The sequence below is a fragment of the Pseudomonas putida genome, assembly GCF_028682635.1.
In the GTDB taxonomy this organism is placed as follows: Bacteria; Pseudomonadota; Gammaproteobacteria; order Pseudomonadales; family Pseudomonadaceae; genus Aquipseudomonas; species Aquipseudomonas putida_AE.
Map to the genome: position 1 here is coordinate 115,342 of NZ_JANHLK010000014.1, position 12,579 is coordinate 127,920.

General features: G+C 62.5%; 11 protein-coding genes. 6 read left to right on the plus strand and 5 right to left on the minus strand.

Translation table 11 applies throughout. From position 1 onward, the window contains the following. The first annotated feature begins 9 nt into the window (after positions 1-9). From NPS56_RS18570 to NPS56_RS18595, 6 genes are all read left to right on the plus strand, one after another. Complete coding sequence (locus NPS56_RS18570) at positions 10-672, plus strand: amino acid ABC transporter permease (protein WP_274075952.1); 663 nt, start codon at positions 10-12, stop codon at positions 670-672. Beyond that, positions 669-1,463, plus strand: a complete 795-nt coding sequence (locus NPS56_RS18575; RefSeq protein ID WP_274075953.1) for an amino acid ABC transporter ATP-binding protein — start codon at positions 669-671, stop codon at positions 1,461-1,463. The genes NPS56_RS18570 and NPS56_RS18575 overlap by 4 nt, the downstream gene beginning before the upstream one ends. Positions 1,464-1,493: 30 nt before the next feature. Beyond that, complete coding sequence (locus NPS56_RS18580) at positions 1,494-1,883, plus strand: RidA family protein (RefSeq protein WP_274075954.1); 390 nt, start codon at positions 1,494-1,496, stop codon at positions 1,881-1,883. A gap of 144 nt (positions 1,884-2,027) precedes the next feature. Then, a complete protein-coding gene (locus NPS56_RS18585; protein ID WP_274075955.1) occupies positions 2,028-2,792 on the plus strand; it encodes an IclR family transcriptional regulator in 765 nt (254 codons plus the stop codon). Between the two features lie 39 nt (positions 2,793-2,831). After that, complete coding sequence (locus NPS56_RS18590; RefSeq protein WP_274075956.1) at positions 2,832-4,049, plus strand: amino acid deaminase; 1,218 nt, start codon at positions 2,832-2,834, stop codon at positions 4,047-4,049. Between the two features lie 140 nt (positions 4,050-4,189). Beyond that, positions 4,190-5,107, plus strand: coding sequence for a sugar kinase (locus NPS56_RS18595; protein WP_274075957.1), 918 nt, complete (start codon positions 4,190-4,192; stop codon positions 5,105-5,107). A 125-nt stretch (positions 5,108-5,232) separates the two neighbouring features. Here the strand turns inward: NPS56_RS18595 and NPS56_RS18600 are convergent, their stop codons facing one another. The 5 genes from NPS56_RS18600 to NPS56_RS18620 all read right to left on the minus strand — a co-directional run bounded on the left by NPS56_RS18600 (position 5,233) and on the right by NPS56_RS18620 (position 12,440). Beyond that, positions 5,233-5,508, minus strand: a complete 276-nt coding sequence (locus NPS56_RS18600) for a peptidylprolyl isomerase (RefSeq protein WP_007933743.1) — start codon at positions 5,506-5,508, stop codon at positions 5,233-5,235. Positions 5,509-5,562: 54 nt separating this feature from the next. Next, a complete protein-coding gene (locus tag NPS56_RS18605) occupies positions 5,563-8,100 on the minus strand; it encodes a PAS domain-containing hybrid sensor histidine kinase/response regulator (protein ID WP_274075958.1) in 2,538 nt (845 codons plus the stop codon). Between the two features lie 148 nt (positions 8,101-8,248). Next, entirely contained in the window at positions 8,249-10,204 is a 1,956-nt protein-coding gene (locus NPS56_RS18610; RefSeq protein WP_274075959.1) for an acetoacetate--CoA ligase, read from the minus strand. A 63-nt stretch (positions 10,205-10,267) separates the two neighbouring features. Continuing rightward, complete coding sequence (locus tag NPS56_RS18615) at positions 10,268-11,041, minus strand: 3-hydroxybutyrate dehydrogenase (RefSeq protein ID WP_274075960.1); 774 nt, start codon at positions 11,039-11,041, stop codon at positions 10,268-10,270. Positions 11,042-11,048: 7 nt separating this feature from the next. Continuing rightward, complete coding sequence (locus tag NPS56_RS18620; RefSeq protein WP_274075961.1) at positions 11,049-12,440, minus strand: GntP family permease; 1,392 nt, start codon at positions 12,438-12,440, stop codon at positions 11,049-11,051. Between the last annotated feature and the right edge of the window lie 139 nt (positions 12,441-12,579).

Genomic DNA, 12,579 nt, shown 5'->3' on the forward strand with positions numbered 1-12,579 from the left:
AGGCCCCCCATGTACGAATCTCCCAGTTGGTTGCATGAGTTATGGGTCGCGCGTGAGCCGCTCTGGCAAGGCTTCCTGACCAGCGTGCAGGTGTCTGCGCTGGCGATTTTGCTGGGCACGCTGCTCGGCGTGTTCGCTGGCCTGGTGCTGACCTACGGCAAGTTCTGGATGCGCGCACCGTTTCGTTTTTACGTTGATGTGATTCGCGGTACGCCGGTGTTCGTGCTGGTGCTGGCCTGTTTCTACATGGCGCCGGCACTGGGCTGGCAGATCAGCGCGTTCCAGGCCGGAGCGTTGGGGCTGACGCTGTTTTGCGGCTCACACGTCGCCGAAATCGTGCGCGGTGCGTTGCAGGCCTTGCCGCGCGGGCAGATGGAGGCGAGCCAGGCCATCGGCCTGACGTTTTACCAGGCCCTCGGCTACGTGCTGTTGCCCCAGGCGATGCGGCAGATCCTGCCGACCTGGGTCAACTCGTCCACCGAGATCGTCAAGGCGTCGACGTTGTTGTCGGTGATCGGCGTGGCCGAGCTGCTGCTCAGCACCCAGCAGATCATCGCCCGGAATTTCATGACCCTGGAGTTCTACCTGTTCGCCGGATTCCTGTTCTTCGTCATCAACTACGGCATCGAGTTACTCGGCCGGCACATTGAAAAGCGGGTGGCCTTGCCATGACTCAGACTCAAACCCACGCACAACACGGCCAGCCGCTGCTGGACATCCGCGGCCTGCACAAGCGTTACGACCAGCTCGAAGTGCTCAAGGGCGTCGACCTGAGCATGCAGCGCGGCAACGTGGTGACGCTGATCGGTTCCAGCGGTTCGGGCAAGACCACGCTGTTGCGCTGCGTGAACATGCTCGAAGAATTCCAGGGCGGGCAGATCCTGCTCGACGGCGAATCCATCGGCTATGACGAAGTCAACGGCAAGCGCATCCGCCACCCGGAGAAGGTCATCGCCCGGCATCGGGCCATGACCGGCATGGCATTCCAGCAATTCAACCTGTTCCCGCACCTGACCGCGCTGCAGAACGTCACCCTGGGTCTGCTCAAGGTCAAGAAGCTGCACAAGGACGAAGCGGTGGCCCTGGCGGAAAAATGGCTGGAGCGGGTCGGCCTGCTGGAGCGCCGCGATCATTTTCCCGGGCAGTTGTCCGGCGGTCAGCAGCAGCGCGTGGCGATTGCCCGGGCGATTGCGATGAACCCGAGCCTGATGCTGTTCGACGAAGTCACCTCGGCGCTGGACCCTGAACTGGTGGGCGAAGTGCTCAGCGTGATCAAGGGCCTGGCCGAAGACGGCATGACCATGCTGCTGGTGACCCACGAAATGCGCTTCGCCTTCGAGGTCTCGGACAAGATCGTCTTCATGAACCAGGGGCGTATCGAGGAGCAGGGGTCGCCCAAGGATCTGTTCGAACGCCCGCAGTCACCGCGTCTGGCTGAATTTCTCAAAAGCACGCGGTTTTAAACACTCGATTTTCAATCAGGAGAAACACCCATGAGCATTACTCGTTACGGCACCGGCAGCACCGCCGCGGGCGGCCAGCCTCGCCCTTTCGCCCGCGCCGTTGAAGCCGATGGCTGGCTGCACGTTTCCGGGCAGGTGCCGGCGGTGGACGGCGAGATCATCACTGGCGGCATTGTCGAGCAGACCCACCAGACCATGAAGAACCTGGTCGCGATTCTCCAGGAGGCCGGTTACGGCCTGGAAGATGTGGTGCGTGTTGGCGTATGGCTGGAGGATCCGCGGGATTTCACCAGTTTCAACAAGGTCTTCGGCGAGTACTTCAAGCCTGAACATGCTCCGGCGCGGGCCTGTGTGCAGGCGAACATGATGGTTGACTGCAAGGTCGAGATCGACTGCATCGCGTACAAGAAAAAGGCCTGAACCGAGGTGGCTTCATCGCCAGCAGGCTGGCTCCCACATTTGGAATGCGTTTCCCTGTGGGAGCTAGCCTGCTGGCGATGGCGGCCTAACAGTCGCCACCGCACTCTCGGTAAACTCCCGGGATTTTGAAGGGGAACCACTGACATGACCGAAGACACCATCAAGCGCCGGGCACGCGGTCTGGACCGGGCGTTCGATATCCTCGATTTCCTCAAGGAGATCGGCCAGCCCCTGCGCCCGAACGACATTGCCAGCGGCATCGGCAGCCCCAAATCCACGGTCTACGAGCTGGTGGCCTCGTTGCTCGAACGGCGGATCCTCGAGCCGGTGGGCAGGGACGGTCACGTCTACCTCGGTCGCCAGCTGTACTTCCTCGGGCAGGCGCACCTGCGCCATTTCGACCTGAGCCGCGAGGCCGATCACGCCCTGCAGGACATCGTCAGCCAGACCCATGAAACCGCGCAGATGTGCCTGCTCAACGGGCGTAAATATACCGTGGCGCTGATGAAGGAGGGCGAGCGGCATTTCCGCATTTCCTCGGACATCGGCGAAAACGCGCCCATTCCCTGGACCGCGTCCGGGCGCCTGTTGCTGGCGCATTTGAGCGACCAGGAAATCGTCGACCTGATCGACCACGACGACTTCATCCTGCCCAACGGTGAACGCTTGCCGCTGGAGCAGTTTCTCAAGGAAATACGCCAGGCCGGTATCGACGGGTTTTTCTCCTTCGATAGCGTGGCCGACACCTTTACCCATTGTTTCGCCGCCCCGGTCAAAGACCCGAATGGCGTGGCCATCGCAACCCTGTGCATCGTCGCCCCCCGGGCCGATGCCAGGAACAATTACAACGACTACCGCCGGGTGCTGATCGACAGCGCCAACAGCCTGGCCCGTCGCATCAACGAATAACAGCGGCTGCCTGCGGCCGCGAATGTGAGGAGTTCGACCATGTCTTCTGCGAAAAATACTGCCGCCGTGGAAAAGGGCTTTGCCCACACCGGCGCCAACCTGGTGCGCGACGTCAGCCTGCCGGCGCTGGTGCTGCATCGCGAAGCGCTGGAACACAACATCCGCTGGATGCAGGACTTTGTCAGCAACAGCGGCGCTGAACTGGCGCCCCACGGCAAGACCAGCATGACCCCGGCGCTGTTTCGCCGGCAACTGGACGCCGGCGCCTGGGGCATCACCCTGGCCAGCGCCACGCAAACCCGTGCGGCCTACGCCCACGGCGTGCACCGGGTGCTGATGGCCAACCAGCTGGTCGGCACACCAAACATGGCGTTGATTGCCGATCTTCTGGCGGACCCGGCGTTCGACTTCTATTGCATGGTCGATCACCCGGACAACGTCGCCGATCTCGGCGCCTATTTCGCTTCCCGTGGCGTGCGCCTGAACGTGATGATCGAATACGGCGTGGTTGGCGGTCGTTGCGGTTGCCGCAGCGAACAGGAAGTCCTGGACCTGGCCAAGGCGATCGCCGCGCAACCGGCCTTGGCGCTGACCGGGATCGAAGGGTATGAAGGCGTGATCCACGGCGATCACGCGGTGAGCGGCATCCGCGCGTTCGCAGGCTCGTTGGTGCGTCTGGCGGTGCAGTTGCAGGACAGCGGTGCCTTCGCGATCAACAAACCAATCATCACCGCTTCGGGTTCGGCCTGGTATGACCTGATTGCCGAAGAGTTCGAGGCGCAGAACGCGGGCGGGCGTTTCCTCAGCGTCCTGCGCCCCGGCAGTTATGTGGCGCACGACCATGGCATCTACAAGGAAGCGCAATGCTGCGTGCTCGACCGTCGCAGCGATCTGCAGGAAGGCCTGCGCCCGGCGCTGGAAGTCTGGGCGCACGTGCAGTCGTTGCCCGAACCTGGCTTCGCGGTGATTGCCCTGGGCAAGCGCGACGTGGCCTATGACGCCGGATTGCCGGTGCCGTTGCTGCGTTACCAGGCCGGTGTGGTGCCGGCCAAGGGCGATGACGTGAGTGCCTGCAAGGTCACCGCCGTGATGGACCAGCATGCCTTCATGACCGTGGCGCCGGGGGTTGATCTGCGGGTGGGCGACATCATTTCGTTCGGCACTTCGCACCCGTGCCTGACGTTCGACAAGTGGCGCACGGGGTGCCTGGTGGATGAGCAGTTGAACGTCATCGAGAACATGGAAACCTGTTTCTAAGATTTCGACCGCGGCGCGGCCATCGCCAGCAGGCTGGCTCCCACAAGGGTCTTGTGGAAACTGAAGATCCATTGTGGGAGCCAGCCTGCTGGCGATGGGGCCCTGACAGACAACATCGCAATACCAGAGACCCCACAATAATGAACACCATCAACACCCCACGCATCGCCCTGATCGGCGAATGCATGATCGAGTTGCAGCACCGCGCCGACGGCAGTCTGCAACAGAGTTTCGGCGGCGATACCCTGAACACCGCGGTCTACCTGTCCCGGGAACTGGGCGCCGCCGGCACGGTGGATTACGTCACCGCCCTGGGCGATGACAGTTTCAGCGATGCCATGTGCCAGAGTTGGGCCGGCGAAAACATTGGCCTGGGCATGGTCCAGCGCTTGCCCGGTCGCTTGCCGGGGCTGTATTGCATCCAGACCGACGCCGCCGGCGAGCGGCGTTTTCTCTATTGGCGCAATGAAGCGGCGGTGCGCGATTGCTTCACCACCCCGGCCGCCGCGCCGATCCTGGCGGCGCTGCCGGATTACGACGTGTTGTATTTCAGCGGCATCACCCTTGCGGTGCTGGGCGTACAAGGTCGGGAAAAATTGCTGGAAACCCTGATCGAGGCCCGCCAGCGCGATGCCCGAATCGTCTTCGACAACAACTATCGCCCGCGTTTGTGGGCCTCGGTGGAGGAGGCGCAGGCGGCTTATCGCAGGGTCCTGCCCTATGTCGACCTAGCGCTGCTGACTGTCGATGACGAGCAGGCGCTGTTTCATTTCTCTGATTGTGCGGCGGTGTTTGCAGCGTACGAGCAGATCGGCACGCCTGAAGTGGTGCTCAAGCGCGGCGCCGAGGCGTGTTTGATTCGGTGTGACGGCGAGTCGTTCGAAGTGCCGGCGCAGAAGGTCGAGCGGGTGGTGGACACCACGGCGGCGGGGGATTCGTTCAGCGCGGCGTACCTGGCTTCGCGGCTCAAGGGGGGGAGCCCGGTTGAAGCGGCGGAGGCGGGGCATCGGTTGGCGAGTCGGGTGATTCAGGTGCCGGGGGCGTTGATTCCCAGGTAAGTGGAGGATGGCCGCTGGCTGCGCCATCGGATCGCCAGCAGGCTGGCTCCCACAAGGGCCTTGTGGACACAGAAGATCCATTGTGGGAGCCAGCCTGCTGGCGATGGGGCCCCAAAGCCAACCCATCAGTCGCGGTAAAACACCTGCACCAGGTGATACCCAAACTTGCTCTTGATCGGCCCATGCACCACCCGCAGCGGTTTCTTGAAGATCACCGCATCGATCGCACCGACCATCTGCCCCGGCCGCACTTCACCCAGGTCGCCGCCGCGTTTGCCGGACGGGCAGGTGGAGTACTTCTTGGCCAGCACATCGAAGGCTTCACCCTTGGCGATGCGTTGCTTGAGTTGTTCGGCTTCTTCCGAAGTTTTCACCAGGATATGGCGGGCTTGAGCTTTCATGGGGCAGGTACCTTGCAACGGTCGTGACAGCGGGGCGGGCGATTATGCCTTAACTCACTGCGCTTGACCGATCATCGTGCGAATCTTGTTGGCCAGCAGATCGATGGAAAACGGTTTGGCCACCATGTCCATGCCTTCTTCGAGAAAGCCCTGGCGTTCGGCGGCCATTTGCGCGTAACCGGTCATGAACAGCACTTTCAGTTCCGGGCGATGCTGACGGGCAATCTCCGCCAGTTGCCGGCCATTCATCCCGGGCAGCCCGACATCGGTGACCAACAGATCGACTCGCAAGTCGGATTCGAGCAAGGGCAGGGCCGTCTTCGCATTTTCGGCTTCATAGGCGTGATAACCCAACTCCTTGAGCAGATCGAACACCAGCATTCGCACCGCCGGGTCGTCCTCCACCAACACCACCGTTTCGCCGGCAATCGCCGACGGTGCTTCGCTGATCACCGGCGACAGCACGTCCTGCGGCTCAACGTCGAGCAGTCGCGGCAAGTACAGGCGCACGCTGGTGCCCTGGCCGGGCATGCTGAACAGGGTCACGTGTCCACCGGACTGCTGGGCAAAACCGTAGATCATCGACAGGCCCAATCCGGTGCCCTGGCCGATGGGTTTGGTGGTGAAGAACGGGTCGAACGCCTTGGCCAATACCTTGGGGGTCATGCCGGTGCCGTTGTCGCTGACCGCGATCATCAGGTAATCCCCGGCCTTGACCGGTTCCAGGGTGGTGATGTCACTGCCGTCGAGATAGACATTGGCAGTTTCGATGCACAACCGGCCACCATCGGGCATGGCGTCCCGGGCGTTGATCACCAGGTTGAGCAGGGCGTTTTCCAGTTGACTGACGTCGGTACTGACCGGCCACACGTCTTCGGTCAGTTGCAGCTTGAGTTCGATATGGTCGCCCTTGGTTCGGCTGAGCAGGTCCTCCAGGGAGTGGATCAGGTCATTGGCGTTCAGCGTCTTGCGATCCAGCGACTGGCGCCTGGAGAACGCCAGCAGCCGATGGGTGAGGGCAGCGGCGCGGTTGGCCGAGGACACCGCGGCTTCGGTGAAACGGGCGATTTCGGCGGCGCGGCCGTCGGCAATGTAGCGTTGCATCAGGTCCAGGCTGCCGATGATCCCGGTGAGCATGTTGTTGAAGTCATGGGCGATGCCGCCCGTGAGCTGGCCCACTGCTTCCATCTTCTGCGCATGGCGCAGGGCTTCTTCGGCGCGCTCGCGTTCGAACATCTCGCTGAGCAGTTTTTCATTGGCCTCGGCCAGTTGGCGGGTGCGGGCGCTCACCCGTTCCTCTAGGGTTTCGTTGAGGTTGCGCAAGGCTTCTTCGGTCTGTTTGCGCTCGGTTTCGTCGATGACGAAGATGTAGAAACCATTTACCGCGCCATCCGCGCCGTGACGCGGCAGGTAATTCATCAGCGCCTGGCGGGTGCTGCCATCGCGGTGCGGGGTGCTGATGCTGAAGCTGCAGGCCTTGCCGGCCAGGGCCTGGGCGATGTACCCGGCGCGCAGGGCATAGGCCTCGTCGCCCAGCACTTCGCGGACGGTGCGGCCGAAGAGTTCCTGGGGCGTGAGGCCATACCAGTCCAGGTAGGCGGCGTTGTTCAGGCGAAAGCGTTCCTCGCGGTCGACGTAGCTGATCAGGATCGGCATGGCGTTGATGATCAACTGCAGCTCGGTCTGGCTCTGGCGCAAGGCCTGCTCGGTGTTCTTGCGCTCGGTCAGGTCGAGGGCGGCGCCGAGGAAGCGGATCGGCCGGCCGTGGTGATCCTTGTAGCAACGGCCGCGGGCGAACACCCAGCGCAGCTGGCCATCGGCTAGCAACAGACGGTATTCCTCGGCGTATTCGGTGCCGTGGGTAATGCAGTGCTTGATGCTGCGGGCAATCAGGGTGCGGTCTTCCGGGTGGACGCCGTGCAGGTATTCGCTGATCGGCAACTGGCCGGACAGCGCCGGTTCAATGCCGTGCAGTTGGGCGAAATGGGCGTCGGCGATGAAGCGGTCCTCACTGATGTCCCAGTCCCAGGTACCGACCGCGTCGGTGGCGGCGAGGGCCAGTTGCAGGCGCTCCTCGGTGTCTTGCTGGGCCTTGAGGCTCGCGGCGGAGCGCTGTTCCAGTTCGAGGGCGATGCGCCGGCGTTCATTGGTTTCGATTGCAGTGACCAGGATGCCGGCGACCTGGGCGTTTTCGTCGCGGATGGGGCTGTAGGTCAGGTCAAGCCAGAAGTCGGAATCGATGCCGTCGCGCTGCAGGGTGAAGCGCTGTTCGCTGTAGGTTCGCACCTGGCCTTGCAGGACCGCGCTGTAGATCGGGTCGGTAAAGTCCTTCAATTCGGGCCAGATCAGGTGGGTTGGCTGTCCGAAAGCGTGCGGATGCTTGCTGCCGGCCAGCAGCGCGAAGCCATCGTTGTAGATCTGCGTCAGTTGCGGCCCCCAGAGCAGCAGCATCGGCATCGGCGAGTGAATCACGATGTCCACGGCGGTACGCAGGCTCTGCGGCCAGGTGCCGGCGGCGCCCAGGGGGCTGCTCGCCCAGTCGAGCCTGGCAATCAGGGCCTGGGCATCGCTGCCGGTGGGTGATGCGTTCATCTGGTTGTCCTGAACATGATTCGGTGTGGCGACCTCTACTATTCCTGCAGGGCAGTAGACGCTGGATGGCCTGCTTCAGGTCATTTTTTTTATCATTGAATGCTCCACAGATATTTTTTGCCATGGAAATCGAACCCCTGCAGGTGTTTCAGTCCTGGAGTTCAGGGCGGTTGCGGAATTGCTCGAGGGCTTGGGGATTGGCCAGCGCATCGGTGTTTTTCACCTTTTCCCCGTGCACCACATTGCGCACCGCCAACTCGACGACTTTGCCGCTGATGGTCCGGGGAATGTCGGTGACCGCGACAATCTTCGCCGGCACATGCCGGGGTGTGGTGTTGGCGCGAATGACCTGGCGAATCTGCTGCTGCAACGCCTCATCGAGTTCCACGCCATCGCGCAGGCGCACGAACAGCACCACCCGTACGTCATCCTGCCATTGCTGACCGATGGCCACGCTGTCGAGCACCTGCGGGACCTTTTCCACCTGGCGATAGATTTCCGCGGTACCGATGCGCACGCCGCCGGGGTTGAGCACCGCGTCCGAACGGCCGTGGATCATCATCGCGCCATGAGGCAGCTGTTCGGCGTAGTCGCCCTGGGCCCAGACCCCGGGAAACTGGCTGAAGTAGGAAGCCTTGAGCTTTTCGCCGTCGGGGTCGTGCCACAGGCCGATGGGCATCGCCGGAAAGTGCCGGGTACACACCAGCTCGCCTTTTTCACCAATCACCGGTTGACCCTGGTCGTTCCATACCTCCACGGCCATGCCCAGGCTCTTGCCCTGGATCTCGCCACGGCGCACCGGCTGCCAGGGGTTGCCGTTGACGAAACAGGAGACGATGTCGGTGCCGCCTGACATCGACGCCAGGCACAGGTCGGCCTTGAAATCGCGATAGACGTAGTCGTAGCTCTGCGGCGACAGCGCCGAACCTGTGCAGAGCAGGGTCTTGAGGCTGCCCAGGTCATGGCTTTGCGCAGGCTTCACGCCGCTGCTTTGCAGGGTGGCGAGGTACTTGGGGCTGGTGCCGAATACCGTGATGCCCTCGTCGTCGATCAGATCGACCAAGCGATCGGCATCCGGCTGGAACGGCGAGCCGTCGTACAGCACCACGGCGCTGCCCACCGCCAGGGCCGAGACCAGCCAGTTCCACATCATCCAGCCGCAGGTGGTGTAGTAGAACAAGCGGTCACCGGGGCCGAGATCGCAATGCAGGCCGTGTTCCTTGACGTGCTGCAGCAGCACGCCGCCGGTGCTGTGGATGATGCATTTGGGCACGCCGGTGGTGCCGCTGGAGTAGAGGATGTACAGCGGATGGGCGAAGGGCACCGGGACGAAATCCGGTTCGCCGCCAGGGTCATAGAAGTCGTCCCAGAGCGTGACGTTGGCCGGGGTACGGAAGTCTTCGATGTGAGTTCTGGGCTGTGCGTATGGCACGATGACCAACTGCTGCAAGGTCGGCAGGCGTTCGAGGATTTCGTTGACCTTGGCGGTCTGGTCGATCTCCTTGCCGGCGTAACGATAGCCGGCGCAGGTGACGAGCACTTTCGGTTCGATCTGGCCGAAGCGGTCGATCACCCCCTGGGTGCCGAAGTCTGGCGACGAGCAGGACCAGATGGCCCCGAGGCTGGTGGTGGCGAGCATGGCCACCAGGGTTTGCCAGGTGTTGGGCATGCACGCCGCCACCCGGTCGCCGAGGCCGACACCGGCCGCGATCAAGCCATTCTGGAAGCCGGCGACATGCTCGGCCAGTTCGGCCCAGGTCAGGTGTTCACGCTGACCGTTTTCAGCCACGGCCACCACGGCCACGGCATCGTCGCGACGGCTCAGCAGGTGTTCGGCGAAGTTCAGGGTCGCGCCGGGAAACCACTGGGCGCTGGGCATCTGCGGGCCTTCGAGCAGCACCGCGTCGGGTTGCTCATGGAAGCGGATGTCGAAGAAGTCGACGATGGCCTGCCAGAAATCCGGGCGCTGATCGATCGACCATTGTTGCAGGGCGGGGTAGTCGTCGATGTGCAGGTGGTGGCGTTGATTGATGAAGCGCCGAAAGGCCTCCATGCGGGTCTTGCCGATGCGCTCGGCGCGGGGTTGCCAGAGGATGTCGGACATGAGTTGCCTCTTCTTTATTATTCACGCACAAGCCGAGGTAGACACATTTCACAGGGTGGATGGTTACTGCGCCAACCACCCACCATCGACATTCCATGCCGCGCCACGCACCTGGGTGCCGGCTTCGCTGCACAGGAACAGCACCAGTTCGCCCAATTGCGGTGGCGTCACGAATTCCAGCGACGGCTGCTTCTCGGCCAGCAAATCATGCTGCGCCTGCTGCGGGTCGATGCCGGTGGCGGCGCGGTCGTCGATCTGCTTCTGCACCAGCGGCGTCAGCACCCAGCCCGGGCAAATCGCGTTGCAGGTGATGTTGCTGGTGGCGGTTTCCAGGGCGACCACCTTGGTCAGCCCGATCACCCCGTGCTTGGCGGCGACATAGGCGGCTTTACCCGTCGAACCCACCAGGCCATGCACCGAGGCAATGTTGATCACCCGGCCCCAGCCCTTGGCGCGCATGCCCGGCAGGCTCAGGCGGGTGCTATGGAACACCGACGACAGGTTGATGGCAATGATCGAGTCCCAGCGCTCCACCGGGAACTCGTCCACCGGCGCCACATACTGGATGCCGGCGTTGTTGACCAGAATGTCGACGCCGCCGAATTCACGCTCGGCGTAGGCGATCATGTCGGCGATCTGCGTCGCGTCGCTGACATCGGCCGGATGATGGCCAACCTTGCCGCCGAACTGCTCTACCTCGGCGATCACTTTGGATGCATCGCCAAATCCGTTGAGAATCAGGTTGGCGCCAGCCTTGGCCAGGCTCAGGGCAATGCCCAGGCCGATGCCGCTGGTGGAACCGGTGACCAGTGCGGTCTTGCCCGAAAGAGACGTCATCAATACCTCACACAATGCCAGTGGCGTAGAAAGTGCCGATCACTACGAAAACCGCGAGGGTCTTGATCAGCGTAATACAGAAAATGTCTTTGTAGGCCTCGCGGTGGGTCAGGCCGGTCACCGCCAGCAAGGTAATCACCGCGCCGTTGTGCGGCAGGGTGTCCATGCCGCCACTGGCCATGGCGGCCACCCGGTGCAGGACTTCCAGCGGGATGTTGGCGGCGTGGGCGGCTGCGATGAAGTCATTGGCCATGGCCGCCAGCGCAATGCTCATCCCGCCCGACGCAGAACCGGTGATGCCGGCCAGCAAGGTCACGGTTATCGCTTCATTGACCAACGGATTGGGAATGCTCTTGAGCCAGTCGGCCAAGACCAGGAAGCCCGGCAAGGAGGCGATCACTGCGCCAAATCCATACTCCGACGCGGTGTTCATCGCCGCCAGCAACGAACCGCCGACCGCACTTCTACTGCCCTCGGCGAGTTTGCCGCGAATCGCCTGGAAGCCGAACACCAACACCATGAGGATGCCGACCAGCAGCGCGGCTTGAACGGCCCAGATAGCCGTCAGCTTGGCGATTTCAGTGGTCACCGGCGCGGCCATGCCTGGCAGTGCGAGGCTGTGGGTCTTGCCGTACCACTGTGGGATCCATTGGGTAAACAGCAGGTTCATGATGCCCACGGCCAACAGCGGAGACAGGGCGATCCAGGGGTTGGGCAGCTTGATGTCGGCGGCAGTTTCCGGCTCGTTGCGCAGTTCGGTGCCATAACCCTCACCGGCCAGCTGAGCCTTTTTGCGTTGGCGCTGCAGAAACAGCATGCCGGCGCAGACCACGAAGATCGCGCCGATCAAGCCCAGCCATGGCGCAGCCCAGGCGGTGGTGTTGAAGAAGGTACTGGGGATGATGTTCTGGATCTGCGGGGTGCCGGGCAGGGCGTCCATGGTGAACGAAAAGGCGCCGAGGGCGATGGTCGCCGGGATCAGGCGCTTGGGGATGTTGCTCTGGCGGAACATTTCCGCGGCGAACGGATAGACCGCGAACACCACCACGAACAGCGAGACGCCACCGTAGGTCAGCAGGGCGCAGACCAGCACGATCACCAGCATCGCCTGGCGGGTGCCAAGCAAGCGAATGGCCGCCGCGACGATCGAGCGCGAAAAACCCGACAGTTCGATGAGCTTGCCGAACACTGCGCCGAGCAGGAACACCGGGAAATACAGCTTGATGAAACCGACCATTTTTTCCATGAACACCCCGGTGAAGGCAGGGGCGACGGCAGAAGGATCGGTGAGCAGGACGGCGCCGAGGGCGGCAATCGGGGCAAAGAGGATAACGCTGTAGCCACGGTAGGCAGCCAGCATCAGCAGCGTGAGGGCTGCCAAGGCAATGATCACACTCATGGTGTGTCTCCTGGATTGTTATTTTTTTAAGGTAGTACGTTGTGGGGAGGGGCTATAGCGAGATTTGTGCCAAGTGGTTAAGTTGTTGAAATATAAAGAAATATTAAAGAAGGCCAGGTTGCGATGGTTTGAGTTGTCT